Here is a 20,438-nt window from a genome sequence, read left to right on the forward strand (position 1 = left end):
TGGATGCCCCTTCTTCAGATTCCCGAGCCGCTGACCATCATTTCCCCGCATCTGGACGATGCCGTCTTCAGTTGCGGCGCGCTGCTTGCCGCTGCCGGGGACGCCGTTGTCGTGACCGTGCTGGCGGGTGTACCCGACGCCCGGATCGAAGTCCCGGACTGGGATCGTGCCGCCGGATTCGGCAGCGTGACACAGGCCGTCTCGCAACGGCGCCGCGAGGACGCACGGGGTCTGGACCTGCTCGGCGCGCGGCCCGAATGGCTGGACTTTCTCGACGGGCAATACGGCAGGCAGCACGGCGCGGAGGAGATCATGGCCGGGCTGGCCGCGTCGCCTTCGATGCAACGCGGCGGCACCGTCGTTGCGCCGATGGGGCTGTTCCATAGCGATCACATCCTGGTAAGCCGGGCCTGCTTGCTGTTGCGCGCCACGGTCTCGAGCATGCAAACGGCCGAGACGGCGGAAGGCGGCGCTCCCATGCCGCCCGTACAGTGGCTGTTCTATGAAGACGCGATCTACCGCCAGCTGCCCGGCATGGTTCAGAGCCGCCTGATGGGCTGGTGGCAGGCCGGCCTGATCGCCTCGCCCGTGCATTTTCCGCTGGTACCCTGGCAAGGCCAGAAGATGGCTGCCGTCGAGGCGTACGAAAGCCAGTTGCCATTGTTCAACGCCGGACAGCTTGCCGACATTGCCGCGCCCGAGCGCTACTGGGCGCTCGACGTGGTGCCGGGGAAAAACCCATGACCCGGCACATCAATGCATGGCGCGTGGAAGCGGCGTTATTCAGGGTGCACGTCCCGGATCCGCATGATGGTCTGGCGTGACACCTTGAAGGTGCGGGCCAGTTCGCTGACCGATGTGCCCCGGCGCAGCGCTGCCCGGATTTCGTCGTGCGTGTTGGTTGCCAGCGCGGGGCGCCTGCCCAGGCGGCTGCCACGCTCCACGGCCTGTTCGGCGCTGGCCTTCATCCGGGCGCTGCGCGTGTCGCGCTCCATGCCCTCCACGGCCTGCAGTGTCCGGAATGCCGTGGATGTGGCGTCGGTCAGCAGCGCGTCGCCGGTTTCGATGCAATGCAGTTTCACGCCCAGTGCCCGGAACCGCTCCACCGTGGCAACCACATCGCGCACGGAACTGCCAAGACTGCAGAGCCGCAGCATTGCCACCACATCGCCCGCGCGCAGCCGCCGCAGCAGTTGCTGCATGCGAGGGCGATCCAGCGCTGCAACCGACGCCGGGCTGCACTCCCACCATGCCTGTCCGAAATCCACGACATATCCGGCGGCATCAAAGCTGACGCATTCGCCTTCGAACTCGCGAAGCGTGGCAGCCTGGTTGGTATAGAGGTGGGTCGAGGGCATGGGGCGGCTCGTTACCGATGGCGTGACCGATAGTGAGTGCAAGCATAGCAGGGATGTCCTGAACCCGGACATTCCGGACAACACTGCAATGTACCGTCAGGGGAGCGGCCTTCTTACAATTTTATTGACAGGCAATCGATATGCCTGGGCAGCTGGAGACAAGGAGACCGCCATGGCAACGCAACAGTACTATGGGCATACCGTCGAAGGCGCAGCGCTGTTTCTTGGCGAAAACAGCTGGCAGGCATCCGGGCGCGTGGCGCAATCTGGCGCGGTCCTGGTGCAGTCATGCGATATCGGCGTTTACCGGACCTGCGAGCGGGCCATGGCCGAAGGGCTGGCCTGGGGCAAGGACTGGATCGACCGCAACCAGTGCCCTGGCTATGTCCAGCCCCTTCCCCTTGTAGCGGAGCATCTCGAGCCACTCCATGCATGATACGTCGCGTATCCGGCAGCATGGTGTCGCCAACCCCGCCGCAGCGCTGGTCCAGGTAGACCGTCACATCGCAGAGGGCCGGGCGATTATCCGCCGGCAGATCGCCGTGCTGCGTCACTTGCAGCAGGACGGCCTGCCGATGCACAACGGTCTGGAGTTGCTTGCCGCGCTGCGCGAGACCGTCGATGCACTGCGCCGGCATCGCCGGTTCGTACTTGAAGCCATGCCGGCCGAACGGCTGGACGCAGCAGCGCACCCCGGTGGTGCACCGTCCGTCAGGCAAGCCGAAGGCGCATGAGCGTGGACAACAGGTCGTCCAGCATCACCGGCTTGGGCAGGTGTGCGTCGAATCCGGCCTGCAGCGCCGCGTTCACGTCACTATGGCGGCCGTAGCCGCTCAGCGCAATCGCGGGCACTTCCTTCAGCGCTTCCTGACCGCGCACCCGGTGGACCAGTTGATATCCATCCATGCCAGGCATGCCAATATCCGACAGCAGCAGGTCGGGCTTGCGGATCTGCATGGAAGCCAGCGCCGCCTCGCCATCGCTCGCCACGTCGACGACCGCGCCTTCGGACTCCAGCAGCATGCGGAAGGTATCCACGGTCTGCTGGTCATCGTCCACCAGCATCACGTGCAAGCCGCGCAACAGCGACGCCGGCAGTGCACCGTCCTGCTCTTCGGCGGTTACCGGCGCGCCCAGCGGCAGCGTCACGGTAAAGGTGCTGCCATGACCCGGGCCGCCCGAAGCGGCTTCCACGTTGCCCCCGTGCAGGGTCGCGATTTCCTTTACCAGGTTCAGGCCGATGCCAAGTCCGCGGGATCGCGCCCGGATGGCGCCCCCCTGGCGGAACATGTCGAAGATATGCGGCAGCGACTCCGCATCGATACCCATCCCGGTGTCCTCGACCGTCAGTCTTGCGGCATTGGCATCGCTTGCCAGCGCCACCTTGATCCGGTCGCCGGACTCGGTGAACTTCAGCGCATTGCTGAGCAGGTTCCAGACCACCTGCTCGATGCGCGTCACGTCGGCATGGATCCACACGGGCTCCGCCGGCAATACCGCTTCCAGCGTCGTGGTCCGATGCGCCGCCTCTTCGCGCACCGCATCGCAGACGTGCCGCACGACTTCGGCAAAATCGATCGTGGCGCGCGACACGGACAGCTTGCCGGTACGCACCCGCGACATGTCCAGCAGGTCATCGATGATCTGTGCCTGGCCCAGCACCGTGCGCCGGATCGTTTCCGTGGCGCGGGCGATCATGGGATTGCGGCGCGCCTCGGCCGAACGCCCGATCAGTTCGCTGCTGGCGCTGATCAGGTTAAGCGGATGCTTCAGTTCATGCGAAGCCACCGCCAGGAACTCGTCGCGATGATCCTGGACCGGTGTGGAGCGGAAGCCGCCATCCAGGCGCAGGGCACCAGCGGGCAGCGCCTCGTTCATGTCGCGGCAGATCTTGGCATAGCCGCGGACGCCGGACTGCTCCAGTCGGCACAGCACCCCCGTCGACCGGAAACGCGTGCCATCCTTGCGCAGATGCCAGCGATCTTCCTCGACCCGCCCGAACTTGAGCGCCTGGGCCCTTTCCTCGGCTGGCACGCCGCGGTCCCGATCCTGGGGCAGGTAGAGCACATCGGCCGGCTCACCCAGCAACTCGGTCTCGGTGTAGCCGAAAATACGCTCGGCGCCCATATTCCAGCTGGTAATGCGGCCGTCGTCGTCAAAGGTGATGATGGCGTAGTCGCGCGTGCTTTCGGCCACGATACGCATGCGCCGTTCGCCCTCGCGCAGCCGGGCTTCGGCCGCCTTGCGCGACGTGATGTCGATAAACGACAGCACGGCGCCATCGATGCGGTCCTCGGTCGTGCGATAAGGCAGGAAGCGCGCCAGATACCAGCGGCCATCGTTGCTTTGCACCTCGCGCTCGATCAGCCGCAGCGAGTCGAAGGCCTCGGCGGCATCGTCGGACAGCTTGTCGTAGTCGAGCCGGTGCGTGATATCCAGCAACGATCGGCCAATGTCGGACGGGATGATGCTGAACACGTCGGTGGCGCGCGGCGTGTAGCGTTTGATACGGATATTCCGGTCGACGAAGATCGTGCCAATGTCGTTGGCCATGATCAGGTTCTGAAGATCGTCGTTGATCTTGCTTGTTTCCTCGACCTTCGACTTCAGCTCGGCGTTGACCGTGGTGAGTTCCTCGTTGATCGACTGCAGCTCTTCCTTGCTGGTCTCGAGTTCCTCGGTGGCCGAGCGCAGTTCCTCGTTGATCGCCTGCAGTTCCTCGTTGGACGCCTTCAGCTCTTCCGTGGACGTCTCCGACTGCTCGATCGTGGCCTGCAACTGTTCCTTCGTGCGATGCAGCTCGCGTTCAAGCTGGCTGACAATGGGATCAGGCTGGCGCTTCTGTGGCGCATCGGAGGACTCGCTCATGCTGTCCTCCACCTCGTGGAACAGGATCAGCACGAAATCCGCATTGGCCTCGGCATCATGCACCGGGCGCGCGATCATGTTGACAAAGTAGTTGCGCCCGTCGCGCGTCAGCTGCACGCGCCGCGCCTCCACGCTGTGGTTGGCCTGCAGGGCCTGGAAAATGGCCGTGCGCAGTTCCAGGCGAAGCTCGGGCCGTACCGCCGCAATCACGTTGTGGGACGGCTCGCCGCCCGCGTACTCCAGGAAGCGCCCCGCCCGATCCGACAGATGGACGATGTCCGACTCGCGGCTGACCAGTACGCTCGGCGGAGCATGCTGCTCCACCAGGCGCTGGTGCAGGTCGCCGAAGGAGAACTTGCGCCGCCCAGGGGGCTGCAAGATGGCCATCGGCATACGCATGTTCTGCATGGCGGCCGACATCGGAACGGGTGCATCACCGCGCACCGCCACGTTTGCCCGGTAGATGCGTGCCTTCTTGTCCACGACCGAGAACAGAGAGCTGACGCTGTCCGCGGCTTCGGAACTGCCCAGGAACAGGTAGCCGCCGGGACGCAGCGCAAAATGGAACGTGCGCAGGACATCGAGCTGTGCCTCGCGATCCAGGTAGATCAGCAGGTTGCGGCAGCAGATCATGTCCAGACGCGAGAACGGGGGATCGCGCAGCACGTTGTGCAGGGCAAACAGCACGTGTTCGCGCAGTTCCTTCTTGATGCGGTAGTGCGCGGCGTCCTTGACCAGGAACTGGCGCACGCGGCCAGGATCCACGTCGGCAAGGATCGATTCCGGATACAGTCCGGCGCGCGCATAGGAGATTGCCCGCTCGTCGATATCGGTGGCAAACACCTGGAACGGCACGGTCTCCGAGTTGCGCGACGAGGCCTCCGCCAGCAGCATGGCCAGCGAGTAGGCTTCCTCGCCCGTGGCACAGCCGGCAGACCAGACGCGAATCGGCTCGTTCTCGATGCGATGCTCCACCAGCTGCGGCACCACATCGTTCTGCAGCAGGTCGTAGGCGTCCTTGTCGCGGAAGAAGTTGGTCACGCTGATCAGCATGTCCTGCAGCAGGTGCGGTGTCTCGTCGGGGTGGTCGTGCAGGAAGTCGCGATACTCCTGCAGCTCGGACAACCCGCTGACCTGCATGCGGCGCTCGATGCGGCGCAGCACCGTGGCACGCTTGTACTGGCGGAAGTCGTGGCCGGCGCGCGTGCGCAGGATGACCATGATCTCGCGCAGAATCCGTTCGTTGTCCGTGGCAACGGCGTCGTCGCGATCCGATTCTGCGTCCACGTTGGCGCGGATGCGGCGCTTGTTGGACCATATTTCCAGCAGGCGCTGGGGCATGTCCGCCACGGGCAACACGAAATCGACCTGGCCCGTGCCGATAGCGGCGCGCGGCATGCTCGAGAACGCCGCATCCTCGGGTTGCTGGGCCATCACGATGCCGCCCAGTTCCTTGATCCGCGTGATCCCAACAGCGCCATCGGCACCGGCGCCCGACAGCACGATGCCGATCGCCCGGTCGCGGTGGCATTCCGCCAGGGAGCGCAGGAACAGGTCGATCGCCATGCGCCGGTCACTGGTCGACGCGGGCGGCTGTACCCGCAGGTAACCGTCCACCATCGTCAGCACCATCGATGGCGCGATCAGATAGACATGGTCGGGCTCCATGACGGTGTCTTCGTTGACCTGCTCCACCGGCATGGATGTGACGCCGGACAGGATGCCCGGCAGCGAACTGCCGTGATCCGGCGACAGGTGCAGGACAATGACGTATGCGGCACCCATGCGGCCCGGCAGGGCTTCAAAAAATAGCCGCAGTGCCTCGATCCCGCCGGCGGATGCGCCGATTCCCACCACAGGAAAGTGAAGCTGACTGGGAATGGAATTCACCTTGGACCGAGCCATGAACGTAGACGCGCCGATACTGGATAGAGAGCGCAATGATACTACGCAGAAAGTTCCCCGCCGCCGGGGTCCGGCTTCCCCGGTCAGTGAAGTCACACGCCAAAAAAGAAGCCGCTCGCAAGGGAGCGGCTCGAATACGAACTGACTCTCTTGCTTGGCGCGATAAGTGCAAGAGCATCGCGAATATATGTCCAGTCGTGATGCTTTATGTCAGTCCGTAATGCATGCTATACGGACATGGACGAGCGGCGTCTTTCCCCCGGATTTACCGGTGCGGCGCGAATGTGGCCGATATAGTGGACATAGTGGACATGTGTGCCATCCCTACATCCCCATGACGGCCATGCAAAAAGGAAAAGCACTGCGGGATCTGGTGATTCTTGACCGCTATATCGCGGAACGCGAGGCAGAGTTGCGGCGCGCGGAAGTCGTCGCGCGCCTGTCAGCCGGCAGCGGTGACGCGCAGGCCGCCGGAACACTCAACATCCTGCGCCAGTCGATTCACGTTCTGCGCGCCCGCCGCGAGGTGCTCGGCGGCAGCGTGAAATAGGCCGCCCCCATCATTCGGCCAGGCGCCCATCCGGGGCCTTACTGCTTTGCGCCGTCGGTGTACGGGTCGGGCTTGCCGGTCCTGGCACCATCCAGATACGGGTCGGGCTTGCCGACCTTGGCGCCATCGGTGTACGGGTCCGGCTTCCGGGGGGCCAGGTCCGTACGGGTCGACGTCTTGGCGCCGCCTGCGTACGGATCGAACTTGTCGGCCTTTGCGCCGTCCAGGTACGGGTCGGGCTTGCCGACCTTGGCACCATCGGTATAGGGGTCGACTTTCCGGAGCGTGCGCCCGGAATTCGCTTGTGCGTGGGCCAGTTGCACAGCACCCAGCGCCGTCAGCGCGGCAACGACCAGCATCGGTACGGTCTTCTTCAGCATCATCATCCTCCTCTCTCTCTCTAACAAGGGCCGGACAGGGGCGACCGGCCGGAAACGGGAAATCCGGGAACACCAACAGGGAAAGGCCGCATGGCGGCGCCGCTGAAGCTTGAACGGTGTTGGGGCGGCGCCTTGCCGAAATCGCCCGCATTTTTTGAATTGGCACGATGAATCGGTGCCTCGATGCGATGCCGGCCCGGGGGGGGGGAACGCGCAACTACGGCGCGAGTCGCGTGAACACGTAGTCGCGATTCTTGACGAGCGAGGCGTGGCAGGCAAAACAGGTCTGGTGCTGCGCCAGATCGGCGGGCTTGCCGTCGATAAAGCGCCCGTAGCCCCAGCCGCCCGATGCGGCGTACTTCTTCGAATCCTTGACCATGACCTGCACGGTGGTGGCGTGCCCAGGCACCAGTGCGGACTTGAACTCGGGCGACTGCGTGTATTTCCACGCCAGCTTGACCAGCACCGCCCCATCTGGGAACGGCAACTCGCCGCGCTTGTACGCATCGATGGCGATCTTGTTGCCCACCACGGTGCGCAGTTCGTTCAGCGGCTCGCCTTCAAGGGCGGGGGCAACCAGTTGCCAGTTGCGGTAGCCCTCTGGCAGCGTCACGCCGTAGATGGGCGACGCGTCGGGATTGGCACGGCTCGGCGTGGCAGCAGACTCGGGGCTGGCCCCGGACTGCCCGGCGGCAACGGCGGCCCCCGCCAGCAGGACGGTTGCGGCTGCAGTCAGGGCTACGACGGACATCGGCTTCATGGTGGCTCCGCGAGTTCGGTGATCGGGAGTCCATTAGGCGACGAGGACGTATCGCGGGTGTGTCACCGCATGGGGTCCCCGTATCACCGTGCTTCAGCCGTCCGGCCTGATACGTAGTGATACAAAACCCTGCTGCTTCGGCGCCAGGTTAATCGCTGGCGGGCTGCCCTTCGAGAGAGGCGCCCCTGGTCTCCGGCAGCAGCAGCACTGTCAGCAGCACCACGCCGTAGGCCGCGCCCGAGAAGATGGTGATGGCGGTGGCAAGGCTGGCGGAATGGCTCAGTATCCCGACCAGTCCCGGAAAAAGCGCGCCAATGCCGCGTCCGAAGTTGTAGGTAAAGCTCTGGCCGTTCGCGCGCGATTCCGACGGATACAGTTCCGTCAGGTAGGCCCCAACGCCGCTGAAGATGCCGCACGACGAGAAGCCCAGCGGAAAACCAAGCCACAGCATCTGCTGGTTCGACAAGGGAAGCGTCAGGTACAGGTACACCGACACCATCGACAGCACCGAGAACATCATGAAGTTGCGCCGCCGGCCCCAATAGTCGGCCAGGTACGCCCCCACGACATAACCGCAGAACGAGCCCGCGATGATCACGAACAGGTAGGCGCCTGTATCGAATACCGACAGATGCCGCTCGATCCGCAGATACGCGGGCAGCCAGGTGGACATCGCATAGAAGCCGCCCTGGATGCCGGTACACAGCAGCGCGCCCAGCACCGTGCGGCGCAGCAGCGACGGGGCGAAGATCGCCCATACCGAGACCCGCTCGCCTTTTTCCCGCCTGGCAGAATCCGTGACAAAGACCTGCGGTTCCGGCACATGCCTGCGCACGTAGAGCACCAGCAGTGCGGGCAGGATGCCCACCCAGAACAGGCTGCGCCACGCAATGGACTCGGGCAGCAATGTGAATGCGATGCTGTAGAGAATGGCCGCAACCCCCCAGCCTACCGCCCAGCCGCTCTGCACCAGCCCTACCGCTTTCCCGCGGTGTTGCGGTGCGATAATTTCGCCGATCAGCACCGCGCCAACCGCCCATTCGCCGCCGAAGCCCAGCCCCTGCAGCGCGCGCAACACGAAAATCTGCTCGAAGTTCTGCGCAAAACCGATCGCCAGCGTGCAGAACGAGAACCACAGAATGGTCCACTGCAGTACCCTGACACGTCCGTAGCGGTCGGCCAGCATGCCGGCAATCCAGCCGCCAATCGACGAGAAGATCAAGGTGACGGTGCCCAGCAGCCCGGCCTTGGCGCGATCCAGCCCCCATAGATCGATCAGGGATGCCAGCACGAAGCTGAACACCATGAAGTCGAATGCATCGGTCGCCCAGCCGGCAAACGACGCCTTGAAAGCGCGCTTGCCATCGGGGCCGAGTTCCGCATACCAGCCGGGAACCCATGCACCCGGTAACGAGGTTTGACTTATTTTATTGGTTGTTGTCATCGTTGAATGCCGTTCTGAAGTACTGCCTGGGGCGACCGGTGATGATACAGCCCGGCAATCAATTCGACACGGCAATCGCCGATGGGCCCGCCCCATCTGCGAAGGCGGACCAGGAAGGCGTTCGGCAAAGGCAAATGCCGGGCGAGGCGCCCGGCATTTATCTGGAAGAAGCGAGGGTGCGGGCGCGTTCGGGCACGGCAAGCCCGAACGCGTTGCCGTCACAGGGGCAACGACAGGCGCGCTTCGAGCCCGCCCTCGTGGCGGTTCCGCAGCGCCAGGTCGCCGCGAATGGCCTGGGCCAGCCGGCGGGCGATGGCCAGGCCCAGCCCGCTGCCCGGCCCGCGCGCAGCGGTTTCAGGCGATCGATACCAGGGCATGAACACGGCGTCCAGTTCAGTGGGAGCAATGCCCGGTCCCGAATCGAGCACGGCAAGATGCAGGCGCCCGCCTTCGGCGCGCACCCGCACGCGGACGTTGTTGCCATAGCGGAACGCGTTGTCGACCAGATTGACCAGGATGCGGCGCAGCGCATGCGGACACGTGACCACCGGCCGCCCCACCAGCCCGTCCAGCGCCAGCGTGCAGCCCGCATCGCGATAGTTCTGAACCAGCGCCGCCAGCATGCCGTCGGCGTCCACCTTCCGCAGCTTCTGCGCCAATCCGCTTTGCATGCGGGCGCAAGCCAGCCCGGCCTCGGCAAGTTCGCGCATCTCGTCCAGATCGCGCTCCATCGCGGCGCGCAGCGACGCATCCTCGATCAGGTCGCAGCGCAGCACCATGCGCGTCAGCGGCGTGCGCAGGTCGTGAGCACACGATGCCTGCATCGTCAGCCATTCCGACTCTCGCTCGGCACACCGGCGCCGGGCGTCGTTGATCGCGCGGATCAGCTGGTTGATCGGGGAAGCGCCCATCTCGGGCAATGGCTCGCTGCGTCCGGGTTCGGTGCCGGACAACTGCTCCAGTTGCGCAGCCAGCGCCACCACGGCGGCCCGCAGCCCGAGCATGCGTTGCACGCAGACCGCCGCGATCAGCCCCGCGCCGGCGCCGAAGAACAACAAGGCAATCAGCGCGATGCCCGTGCGAGGCATCGCGGCGGCCACGGGCCCACTGACACCCGGCCACTCCGCCGCAAGCAGCAGGAGCAGCACGGCCAGTGCCACTGCGTACCACATTCGCCCGATGCGGGACCAGTGCCAGCTCCACAGGGCAATTGCTGCCCGGTTGGTCCGGCCCGCATACACGGAAGACTGGGAAGAAACGTTTGGTGGCGCAGCCGTGTCCATGGTCATGGTCATTCTCCGATTGCCGCTTCTCCGAACGGCGCGGCCGAATGACACCATGGTTTGCGTGCAACGCACCATCAGCCCGGCAGGTGAGTGCCCCTATACCAGCATTTGCGCCGGCATTTACGAAATGAAGATTGGCTAAATGGTGTGGCAGGCAGACTGACGATCTGCAACGACGACGCAAACCATCATAGGCGGGCAGTCATACGAAAGTATGGTCATGCCGGTAATCGCGGGCCACCGCAGGTCGTATGGCACGGCGTATGGCACGGATCGATGCGGGGTGCCGGCGTGGCATTTCGCTGCGATGCATCACAACGTGTGCCTTTGCCCCCCACATTTCATACAGGGAACACTACATGAGCGAATGGATCATACCCGGCACTTTCCCGATCCGCAACTCGCATGTATTTCCCGCTTTGCTTTCAAGGGGTTGCGGCCTCGCGACGGCAGGACGTGCGCCTTCCAATACGCCCTCGCCAGGCGTCCCGCATCGGTCGTCCGGCCGCTGGAGGCGCCCATGCCCATTAATGGAACTCTCACTACACGAGTTCCCGGCAAGCACCGGGCTGCCGTCAGCCCGGCGCTTGCCCGCCTTAATTGATGATCGGGTTCTTCTTCTGCATATCGTCCTGAATCATCTTTGACCAGGCGGCGCCAACCTGGCGCTCGGTTACGTAGCCGTGCTTGCGGGTATCGATCTTGTCGAAACGCCTGTAGACCTCCGGCATCCCGACGCGTGCCTCTTCGCGGGTCAGTTTGCCGTCATGATCGGTGTCCGCGGCCTTGAACCGTTCCATGAACCACTTCTTGCGATCGCCCGGCGTCATCCCCTGGGGCGGCTGTGGAACCTCGTTGACATCGGTGGTGGCAGGCGGCGCCACCGGCGCCATGGGTTGCGAAGCCTGTGCGCTGGCAAAACCGCTGGCAAGGCTGATCGACAAGGCGAAGGCAGCAACAAGGCAGTTCATTCGGTCCATTTTTTCTCCTCGACTTTTCGTTTTTTGCGACGATGGTCCGGCGGGGCTGGCGGAGCCATTCCGGGACAGCGAAGCCCGCGCGGCTATCCGTCCAAGTATTGGCGAAAAATCGGCCGGCCATTTGACATTTTGGGACCGTCGTTTGATGCCTCGGGACACTGCCAGGGAAAACCCCTCCGAAACATGTGATTTGGCAATGGCTTGCGGTTGCGGCCCGGCTTGTCACCCCTCCTTCAGGCGATCGTTCTCGCTTTCGTCGGCAACGCCTGATTGTCGTCGCGGTCCGGGCCGGCAAACCAACGTATAGCGCCACCATGGTGATGGTCTGATAGGCGAGGCCAAGGTCGCTGCCTAACCTTGATTCACGGTCCACGCGCTTCAGTCTGCTGAGCTGCGTGCCGGACTGCCCAATCAAGAAAAAAGGGAATTCATCATGACTGACCTGACCAGGCGAAAGGTAATGATCGGCGCGGCAACCACCGCGTTTGCAGCGGCCGCAGCATCGGCGCATGCGGCGTCGTTCGGCAATCCCGACCGTCCGCCCGAAGGCGCGATCAACGCGCGCAACCGGCAGGGGCTGACCGATCCCGGCCCGCACAACGATGCCCTGGCGCAGCAGTTTCCGTCGTTCCAGGATGCGCCCGCCACCGACGTCAACGGCATGCCGCAATTCTGGTCGTCGTTCAACAATGCCCACAAGCGGATCCAGAACGGCGGATGGGCGCGCGAGGTCACGCAGGAAGACTTCGCCATCTCCAAAGACATCTCCGGCGTGAACATGCGGCTGTCGGCCGGAGGCATTCGCGAGATGCACTGGCACCAGCAGGCCGAATGGGCCATCATGCTCGACGGCAAGTGCCGCATCACGACGCTCGACGAGGAAGGCCGCCCCTCGGTGCAGGACGTCAAGGCTGGCGACCTCTGGTACTTCCCGCCGGGCCTGCCTCATTCGCTGCAGGGTGCCGGTGCCACCGGCGCGGAATTCCTGATCGCGTTCGATAACGGCATGGCATCGGAATTCAACACGCTGCTGGTCACCGACTGGATCGCGCACACGCCACCTGACGTGCTGGCCGCCAACTTCGGCGTGCCTGTCGAGTCGTTCAGGGATATTCCCGTCGACAACCTCTGGATCTTCCAGGGCAAGGAACCCGGCCCGCTCGCGGCCGCGCAGCGCGCCTCGGCTTCGAAGAAAGGCCCACCCGCCGTGCCGGTGACGTTCTCGCTGTCGGACTCCACGCCGGTACGCAAGACGCGCAGCGGCCGTGTGCAGATCGCCGACGGGCGGAATTTCAAGATCTCGCAGAACATTGCAGCGGCGCTGGTCACCGTCCACCCGGGCGGCCTGCGTGAACTGCACTGGCACCCGAACGCCGACGAATGGCAGTACTACATCCAGGGCAAAGGCCGCATGACGGTGTTCGACACGGGCCCCAAGGCAATGACCGCCGACTTCAATGCCGGCGATATCGGCTACGTGAAAAAGGGGCTGGGCCACTACGTGCAGAACGTCGGCAACACGGACCTGATCATGGTCGAGGTCTTCAAGGCCGACCACTTCGCAGAGGTCTCGCTGTCCGACTGGCTCGCGCACACGCCACCCGAGATGGTCATGCAGACGCTGAACATCAGCGCCGAGACTCTGGCGCAGTTCCCGCGTGACCGCCCCGACATCGTACCGGCATGAACGCGGAGGCAGCCCCAGCGTCGCCCAGAACAGCTAGAGCATGGGCTTGACGATGATCTTGCCAATCACGCGGCCGGACTCCTGAGCCTCGTGCGCTTCGACGATGGCATCCAGCGCCACCTGCATGCCTATCGTCGGCGCATAGGCGCCATCCGCAAGACATTGGCCGATCGCCGAAACGGCTGCGGACTTTGCCGCCTCCGGCACGGTGTAGATGTAGACGAACCGGAATGTGCAGCCGGCAATCATGGCCTTCAGCAAAGGCAGCGGCAAGTGGTCGCTGGCAGCCGCCACGGCATAGGCGCTGATGATGCCGCCATTGGCCAGGCAGCCCATATCGACGTCGAGATTGTCTTGCAGGCTGACGTCCACGATCCTGTCGACGCCCTTCCGCCTGGTTTCGGACATCACGATCGCCGGCACATCCTGCGACCATCGATCGATAACAACGTCCGCCCCCGCGCGTCGCGCAGCATCTGCCTGGGCGGGCGTTGAAACGGTGGCCGCCACCCAGGCACCGGCCCATTTCGCCAGCAGGATGGCTGCAGTCCCGACCGCCCCCGCCCCCCCGTGGACCAGAACGGCCTGCCCCTTGATGTCGCCGTCCGCGAACAGGCAGCGATGCGCGGTCAGCGCCGGCACGCCCAGACAGGCGCCGACTTCGAACGATACGTTGCCGGGCAGCGGAACGGCTTGCCTGGCCGGAACCACGGCATGGTCCGCTGCGGTACCAAAGGCGCGACGATACTGCGTTTCGAACAGCCATACCCGCTCGCCGATGCGTGCCGGTGCCACGTCGGCACCCACCGCGTCAATCACGCCGGCACCGTCCTGATGCGGAATGACCAGAGGAAATGCGGCCGGCCCGGAAAAGCCGGTACGCGCCTTGATATCGCTAGGGTTCAGGCCGGACGCATGGATCCGCACCCGAACTTCGCCGGGCCCCGGTTGTGGTATCGGAAACTCGCCGAGCTTCAGCACGTCGGATGCCTTGCCCTGCCGTTCGTAATAGGCCGCTTTCATCAATCCCGCTCCTTGAACAAGCGCCGTCGGCGCCAATCGACGACCAGCGCAACAAAGCCCGGACTATCGGCGGCTGACCGCTTTTCCACAAGAAGGCACAACTTTGATATATAGGGGTAAAAAGTATCCTATTGGGAGCAGGCATGACCTCTTCGGCTACCGCGTATCAGTGCTCGGTCGCGGCAACGGTCGACGTCGCGGGCGGCAAATGGAAGCCCCTGATCGTCCACTATCTGATGAATGGCACGAAGCGGTTCGGCGAATTGCAGCGCCTGATCGGAAATGTCACGCAGCGCTCGCTGACGCTGCAGCTTCGAGAGCTTGAATCGGACGGCATCGTGACCCGCGAGGTTTTCGCAGAGGTGCCTCCGCGCGTCGAATACTCGTTGACCGAGTTCGGCACCACGCTGGCGCCCGTGCTGGCGGAGATGAAGAAATGGGGCGACGCCTATATTGAACGGCTGGAGCAAACGGCGCGTCGCTAGTCCGGGCCGACAGCAGGGACCGGCAGCAGATCCAACTGCGGAGTGACGGGAAGAAGACGTTTCGAAACCGGCATCCGTACGGCAGATGGCGGGAATAAATCCTACCCTTCAATGGTTAACGGAATAACGGTGCGACGTTCGTCAGCAGGCAAGGCGACGCGGAGTGCAAGCGCCGGAGATCGAGAAAGCCAAGCAGGGGACGCATCATGAACGGGCGCAGGTTTCGCAGGATCGCCCTGGCGTTGCTGGCGGGAGCCGCCCTGGCAGCCAGCACGCCCACACTGGCCGCAGGCCGTGGCGGAGCCCCAAGCGGGGGCTTCGGCGGTGGCTTCGTCCGGAGCATGCCCGGCGGGAGCCCGCAGGGCCGCGGCTTTCATGGCAACGGCGTCTTTCGCCATGACGGGTTGCGCCATGGCCATGGCCGTGGACGCGTTGTGTTTCTTGCGGTAGGCCCTGTGTGGCCTGCCGCGTGGGAATACCCGTACGACGGCTGGGCATACTACCCAGCCGACTCCGGCTACGCCGCTCCCCCGGCGCAGTATCCCGGGAAAAAGAACAAGGCTGCCGGGTCTGAAGGGGCACCGGCAAGCGGCTGGCGATATCACTGCGACCACCCCGACGGCTATTACCCGAATGTCAGGCGATGCCCAGACGGCTGGCAAATGGAGCCAGCCCAGCCACCTTCCTAGCGAGAGTTCATTCGAGCGATGGTGGAACGTGGCTAGACGACACGCGTCAGGGGAATTCCTGCCCAGGTAATCCTGACTGGGCGCCTCCCATTGGCAAACGCCTGACCTGGCCCGACCTATTGCCCCAGAAAGGTGACGATCGCGCTGACGGTGGCTTTCGGCTGTTCTTCCATCAGCCAGTGCCCGGCGTTGGGAATGACAAGTTCCTGCACGTTGGTGGCGGCGTTACGCATGGCAATCGCCTCGTTCTGTCTTCGTCGCCAGCGACTTCCGGTTGTCCTCGGCGTCCTGCGGATTTCGAGCGCGTCCACTATTCCTCGGCCTGACGCCGCGACTCAATGCAGCGGACTCCCCAAGCCTGCCGAGCTAGGGTAAATACCACCCTCCTGGTGCTTGGCTAACCTTCCTTCGGACACTACCATTTATCAATCGATCACTGATCGCTTGATAATTTACTGGAGGCAGCCATGGCGATAACCAAGCTCGCACACTATTCGATCCGGACAACGGACCTCGAGCGGTCGTGCGCATTCTACGAACGCGTCCTCGGGTTTCGGCGCGGATACCGGCCGCCGTTCGACTTCCCCGGCGCCTGGCTCTACATGGGCGACGACGAACGGTATTTCGGCACGGTTCACATCATCGGCATCGACCCGAATAATCCCGACGGCCTGACGGCCTATCTGGGCGACAAGTCGCTGCCGGAAGCTGGCACGGGCACCGTCGATCACATCGCCTTCCTGGCAACAGGTGTCGCTGTCATGTGGGAAGCGCTGCGCGCCGAGGGCATTGCCTGGCGCGACCGCACCGTCCCTAGCCTGGGCCTGCACCAGGTGTTCATCGAAGACCCGTCCGGCGTCACGATCGAACTCAACTACCCCGCCGAAGAAGTGGCAGGCCTGACCCTGCAGCAACACCCGCAAGCTGAAGCAGGAGCCGCAGCATGACCCCCACCCAATCGTCCCCGCGCAAGGCCATCGTGATCGGCGGCTCCGTCGGCGGGCTCTTTGCCGCCAACCTTCTCACGCGCAGCGGCTGGCAGGTGGAGATCTTCGAGCGCACGCCCGAAGCCCTGACCGGACGGGGCGCCGGCATTGTCACGCACCCCGAACTGTTCGAAGCGCTGGCGGCTGTCGGCGTGACAGTCGACGACACGATCGGCGTATCGGTCAACACCCGCGTGACGCTGGCCCGCGACGGCAGCGCCGTGTCCGACCGCGAATTGCCGCAGACCTTGACCGCCTGGGGCAAGATGTACGAGGTACTGGGCAAGGCCTTTTCAGGTGTTTATTGCACCAACACGCATGTCACGGCGGTGGCTTCGCATGCCGATCATGCGGAAGTCACGCTTAAAGATGGTTCGACGCACCGCGCCGACATGGTCATCGCCGCCGATGGCTTCCGCTCCGCTGTCCGTGAACAACTGCTGCCGTCCGCCCAACTTGAATACGCTGGCTACATCGCCTGGCGCGGCCTGGTCGACGAAACCGATCTGACCCCGGAAACCCACGCCGCGATTTTCGACAAGTTCGCCTTCTGCCTGCCCCCACACGAACAGATCCTCGGCTACCCGGTCGCTGGCGAGCGCAATGCCACCACGCCAGGCCAGCGGCGGTTCAATTTCGTCTGGTACCGCGCCACCGGCGACAGCGAACTGGTCGACCTCCTTACCGACGCCAATGGCAAGTACTGGGCGACCGGCATTCCGCCGGGACTGATCCGTCCCGACGTCCTCACCGACATGGAATGCGCCGCGGCTGGCCTGCTCGCGCCCCAGTTCGCCGAAGTCGTGGCCCGGACGGCCCAACCACTGTTCCAGCCGATCTACGACCTGACCGTCCCGCAAATGGCTTTCGGCCGGGTTGCACTGCTGGGCGACGCCGCCTTTGTGGCCCGGCCGCACTGCGGGATGGGCGTCACCAAGGCCGCCGGCGATGCGATGGCCCTGGCGCGGGCGCTGTCGAACGCATCGACGATCGAAGCCGGACTCGAAACCTACAGCGCCGAACGCGTGCAGGTCGGACAGGCCATTGTCGAGCACGCGCGTCACTTGGGTGCCTATATGCAGGCTCAACTCAAAAGCGACGAAGACCGCGCCATGGCCGAACGCTATCGCACGCCCGAAGCGGTGATGCGAGAGACCGCCGTATCGCGCCGGTTCTGACCGGCAAGGACAACAACACAAGGAGACAACCATGCCTCAAGCCGCCCCCCAAACCGCTCCGCGCGTCGCGCGCTACAGCGCAAATGAGGATCCAGACGCCATCGACGCGCCGCCGACACCGCATCCGATGCTCGCCCGTGAGGATTTCACGCATCTGCACCGCACGCGTCGACGTTTTTCGTGGTCGCTCACCGCCGCCATGCTGCTGGTGTATTTCGGCTTTATCCTCACGCTGGCCTTCCGCCCGGACCTGCTGGCTCAGCGACTGTCGGCGGACCAGCCGATGAGCGTCGGCATTCCCATCGGGTTCGGCATGTTCGCATTCACCTTCGCGCTCGTCGCCATCTATGTCTATCGCACCAACACGGTCTACGACCGGATGATCGCGGACATCCGCGACGGAGAACCGTCATGAATCGCACGCTGACCTTTGTTGCCGCGCTTGCGGCGGCGACGCCCGCCTTCGCCGCAACCCCGCCCGTGGGCCAGGGCCTGAACGGCATCGCCATCGGCATGTTCGTCGTCTTCGTGGTGGCCACGCTGGCTATCACCCGCTGGGCGGCCCGGCGCAACAACAGCGTGGCCGACCACTACGCCGCCGGCGGCAAGATCACAGCCATGCAGAACGGCTGGGCCATCGCAGGCGACTATATGTCCGCCGCATCGCTGCTGGGCATCTCGGCGCTGGTGTTCACCAGCGGCTACGACGGCCTGATCTATTCGATCGGCTTTCTGGCAAGCTGGCCCATCATCCTGTTCCTGATCGCCGAGCCCTTGCGCAACTTGGGGCGCTACACGCTGGCCGATGTGCTGTCCTACCGCTTGCGGCAGCGGCCAATCCGCGCGTTCTCGGCGTCGAGTTCCATCGTGATCGTGCTGCTTTACCTGGTATCGCAGATGGTCGGCGCGGGCAAGCTCGTGGAACTGTTGTTCGGTTTCAACTACACCTCGGCCGTCGTGCTGGTTGGCGTGCTGATGGTGATCTACGTGTTCTTCGGCGGCATGCTGGCTACCACGTGGATCCAGATCATCAAGGCCGTGATGCTGCTGGCCGGCTGCGCGTTCATGGCATGCATGGTGATGAGCCGCTTCGGCTTCAGCCTGAACAGCCTGTTCGACCATGCCATCGCCGCCCACGGCAAGCAGGACGCCATCATGCGTCCGGGCGGCCTGGTCTCCGATCCGGTCTCGGCGGTGTCGCTGGGTCTGGCGCTGATCTTCGGCACGGCGGGCCTGCCGCACATCCTGATGCGCTTCTTCACGGTCAGCAACGTCAAGGCTGCCCGCAAGAGCGTGCTGTATGCCACCGGCATCGTCGGCATGGGCTACGCGATGATCATCATCATCGGCTTCGGCACGATAGCGCTGGTCGCCAAGGACCCGCTGTACCACACCGCGTCTGGCGCCGTGATCGGCGGCATCAACATGGTGGCCGTGCACCTGGCCCACGCCGTTGGCGGCAGTGTCTTCCTGGGATTCATCTGTGCGGTGGCATTCTCGACGATCCTCGCCGTGGTGGCAGGGCTGACGCTGGCCGGTTCTTCGGCCATCTCGCACGATTTGTACGCCACGGTGATCTGCAAGGGACGCGCGTCGGACAAGGACGAAATGCGCGTGTCGCGCATCACCACACTGGTACTGGGCGTGCTGTCGATCCTGCTGGGCATCCTGTTCGAGAAGCAGACCATTGCGTTCATCGTCAGCCTGACGTTCTCGATTGCCGCCAGCTCCAACTTCCCAGTGCTGCTGCTGTCGATCTACTGGCGCGGCCTGACGACGCGCGGCGCGGTCATGGGCGGCATGATGGGGCTGATTACCGCCGTGGTACTGACGATCCTGAGCCCGACGGTGTGGGTGCAGGTCCTGGGCCACGCGTCGGCTATCTACCCGTACGAGTATCCGGCGCTGTTCTCGATGCTGGTGGCGTTTGCAGGCATCTACGCGTTTTCCGTAACCGACCGTTCGGCCCGCGGCGTCTGGGAACGCAATGCCTACCAGAACCAGCGCGTGGACTGCGAACTGGGCATCACAACCCGATCCGGCCACTGACACACCCGCCATAGACGCGTATTCAGGGCGGCCGCCAGCAACAGGCGCGCCGCCTTTTCTTGTTGATCAGGCGATTGGTAGAATCGGGGCCATTACCCGAACAATACAGACCGAGAGAGACAGCTATGGAGCCACGCGCCACCGAAGAGGTCGCTGCCAAATCCACCCGGCGCCTATTGCCCGAGGAGCGGGAGCAGCAGATCGTCGAAAAGGCCATCGAGCACTTCACCCGCAATGGCTTCGGCGGCAGTACCCGTGAGCTGGCCAAGCAAATTGGCGTCACGCAGCCGCTGCTCTATCGGTACTTCGCCAGCAAGGACGCGCTGATCGAGCGCGTCTACAACGAGGTCTTCCAGTGGCGCCCGGACTGGGACCGCCAGATCACGGACCGCTCCCTGCCACTCACTGAGCGGCTGCACGCCTTCTATCTGGACTATTCGTCTGTGATCCTGCGCGAGGAATGGATCCGGCTCTTCATCTTCGCCGGCCTGACCCACGAAGGCATCAACAACAAGTACCTGAGCAAGCTGCGCACGAAGGTCTTTCTTCCTGTGCTGGCCGAGGTCCGGCAGGCCTTCGATATCCCCGCTCCGCGCACGGCCGCCGAAACCGACGCAGAGATCGAGATGATCTGGAGCCTGCACGCCGCGATCTTCTATATCGGCGTGCGCAAATGGGTCTATGGACTGAAGGTGCCGACAGACATGGAGACCATGATCCGGCAGAAAGTCGACATGTTCCTGCTTGGTGCGCCGGCAACCATGGCGAAGTTGCGTGGAGAGAAATCCTAGTCAGGTTGAATGGTGCGTC

General features: G+C 64.1%; 19 protein-coding genes and 1 pseudogene. 11 read left to right on the plus strand and 9 right to left on the minus strand.

All coding sequences use genetic code 11. The features are described from left to right. The first annotated feature begins 3 nt into the window (after positions 1-3). Positions 4-744, plus strand: a complete 741-nt coding sequence (locus A9J21_RS29320; protein ID WP_066742345.1) for a PIG-L family deacetylase — start codon at positions 4-6, stop codon at positions 742-744. A 35-nt stretch (positions 745-779) separates the two neighbouring features. On the opposite strand, the gene A9J21_RS29325 is transcribed toward A9J21_RS29320, so the two are convergent. Beyond that, entirely contained in the window at positions 780-1,358 is a 579-nt protein-coding gene (locus A9J21_RS29325; RefSeq protein ID WP_066742347.1) for a recombinase family protein, read from the minus strand. Positions 1,359-1,530: 172 nt separating this feature from the next. On the opposite strand from A9J21_RS29325, the gene A9J21_RS29330 reads away from it, so the two are divergent. Together A9J21_RS29330 and A9J21_RS29335 are read left to right on the plus strand one after the other, a co-directional pair. Beyond that, positions 1,531-1,794: a hypothetical protein gene (locus A9J21_RS29330; RefSeq protein ID WP_066742580.1), complete on the plus strand. Its 264-nt coding sequence runs from the start codon at positions 1,531-1,533 to the stop codon at positions 1,792-1,794. Beyond that, complete coding sequence (locus A9J21_RS29335; RefSeq protein WP_066742349.1) at positions 1,787-2,092, plus strand: hypothetical protein; 306 nt, start codon at positions 1,787-1,789, stop codon at positions 2,090-2,092. The genes A9J21_RS29330 and A9J21_RS29335 overlap by 8 nt, the downstream gene beginning before the upstream one ends. On the opposite strand, the gene A9J21_RS29340 is transcribed toward A9J21_RS29335, so the two are convergent. Next, the gene (locus tag A9J21_RS29340) at positions 2,070-6,131 is read right to left on the minus strand and encodes a CheR family methyltransferase (RefSeq protein ID WP_066742352.1); all 4,062 of its coding nucleotides are present in this window, start codon (positions 6,129-6,131) and stop codon (positions 2,070-2,072) included. The genes A9J21_RS29335 and A9J21_RS29340 overlap by 23 nt on opposite strands. Positions 6,132-6,465: 334 nt before the next feature. On the opposite strand from A9J21_RS29340, the gene A9J21_RS29345 reads away from it, so the two are divergent. After that, the gene (locus tag A9J21_RS29345; protein ID WP_066742355.1) at positions 6,466-6,681 is read left to right on the plus strand and encodes a hypothetical protein; all 216 of its coding nucleotides are present in this window, start codon (positions 6,466-6,468) and stop codon (positions 6,679-6,681) included. Positions 6,682-6,719: 38 nt separating this feature from the next. On the opposite strand, the gene A9J21_RS29350 is transcribed toward A9J21_RS29345, so the two are convergent. From A9J21_RS29350 to A9J21_RS29370, 5 genes are all read right to left on the minus strand, one after another. Further along, the gene (locus A9J21_RS29350) at positions 6,720-7,061 is read right to left on the minus strand and encodes a hypothetical protein (RefSeq protein ID WP_066742582.1); all 342 of its coding nucleotides are present in this window, start codon (positions 7,059-7,061) and stop codon (positions 6,720-6,722) included. A 217-nt stretch (positions 7,062-7,278) separates the two neighbouring features. Then, on the minus strand, positions 7,279-7,821 hold the full coding sequence (locus A9J21_RS29355; protein ID WP_066742357.1) for a cytochrome P460 family protein: 543 nt from the start codon (positions 7,819-7,821) through the stop codon (positions 7,279-7,281). A 148-nt stretch (positions 7,822-7,969) separates the two neighbouring features. Beyond that, positions 7,970-9,265, minus strand: coding sequence for an MFS transporter (locus A9J21_RS29360; protein ID WP_066742360.1), 1,296 nt, complete (start codon positions 9,263-9,265; stop codon positions 7,970-7,972). 218 nt (positions 9,266-9,483) lie between these two features. After that, positions 9,484-10,437: a HAMP domain-containing sensor histidine kinase gene (locus A9J21_RS29365; RefSeq protein ID WP_156546340.1), complete on the minus strand. Its 954-nt coding sequence runs from the start codon at positions 10,435-10,437 to the stop codon at positions 9,484-9,486. A gap of 710 nt (positions 10,438-11,147) precedes the next feature. Then, positions 11,148-11,531, minus strand: coding sequence for an EF-hand domain-containing protein (locus A9J21_RS29370; protein WP_066742363.1), 384 nt, complete (start codon positions 11,529-11,531; stop codon positions 11,148-11,150). 433 nt (positions 11,532-11,964) lie between these two features. Between A9J21_RS29370 and A9J21_RS29375 the strand changes: the two genes are divergently transcribed. Further along, positions 11,965-13,218, plus strand: a complete 1,254-nt coding sequence (locus tag A9J21_RS29375; RefSeq protein ID WP_066742365.1) for a cupin domain-containing protein — start codon at positions 11,965-11,967, stop codon at positions 13,216-13,218. Between the two features lie 33 nt (positions 13,219-13,251). Here the strand turns inward: A9J21_RS29375 and A9J21_RS29380 are convergent, their stop codons facing one another. Further along, positions 13,252-14,241, minus strand: a complete 990-nt coding sequence (locus tag A9J21_RS29380) for an NADPH:quinone reductase (protein ID WP_066742367.1) — start codon at positions 14,239-14,241, stop codon at positions 13,252-13,254. Positions 14,242-14,384: 143 nt separating this feature from the next. On the opposite strand from A9J21_RS29380, the gene A9J21_RS29385 reads away from it, so the two are divergent. Next, positions 14,385-14,726 (plus strand): helix-turn-helix domain-containing protein, encoded by a 342-nt coding sequence (locus A9J21_RS29385; protein WP_066742370.1) that lies wholly within the window; start codon positions 14,385-14,387, stop codon positions 14,724-14,726. A gap of 805 nt (positions 14,727-15,531) precedes the next feature. On the opposite strand, the pseudogene A9J21_RS31280 reads toward A9J21_RS29385, so the two are convergent. Next, positions 15,532-15,709, minus strand: a pseudogene (locus A9J21_RS31280) (alpha/beta fold hydrolase); the annotation flags it as partial. A gap of 173 nt (positions 15,710-15,882) precedes the next feature. On the opposite strand from A9J21_RS31280, the gene A9J21_RS29390 reads away from it, so the two are divergent. From A9J21_RS29390 to A9J21_RS29410, 5 genes are all read left to right on the plus strand, one after another. Then, entirely contained in the window at positions 15,883-16,362 is a 480-nt protein-coding gene (locus tag A9J21_RS29390) for a VOC family protein (protein WP_066742372.1), read from the plus strand. After that, on the plus strand, positions 16,359-17,579 hold the full coding sequence (locus tag A9J21_RS29395; protein WP_066742374.1) for an FAD binding domain-containing protein: 1,221 nt from the start codon (positions 16,359-16,361) through the stop codon (positions 17,577-17,579). The genes A9J21_RS29390 and A9J21_RS29395 overlap by 4 nt, the downstream gene beginning before the upstream one ends. 31 nt (positions 17,580-17,610) lie before the next feature. Next, a complete protein-coding gene (locus A9J21_RS29400; protein WP_066742377.1) occupies positions 17,611-17,994 on the plus strand; it encodes a DUF485 domain-containing protein in 384 nt (127 codons plus the stop codon). Further along, positions 17,991-19,628, plus strand: coding sequence for a cation acetate symporter (locus A9J21_RS29405; protein WP_066742379.1), 1,638 nt, complete (start codon positions 17,991-17,993; stop codon positions 19,626-19,628). The genes A9J21_RS29400 and A9J21_RS29405 overlap by 4 nt, the downstream gene beginning before the upstream one ends. Positions 19,629-19,753: 125 nt before the next feature. Beyond that, positions 19,754-20,419 (plus strand): TetR/AcrR family transcriptional regulator, encoded by a 666-nt coding sequence (locus A9J21_RS29410; RefSeq protein ID WP_082926690.1) that lies wholly within the window; start codon positions 19,754-19,756, stop codon positions 20,417-20,419. Positions 20,420-20,438: the final 19 nt, after the last annotated feature.

This window comes from Cupriavidus sp. D384 (genome assembly GCF_001652915.1).
GTDB lineage: Bacteria > Pseudomonadota > Gammaproteobacteria > Burkholderiales > Burkholderiaceae > Cupriavidus.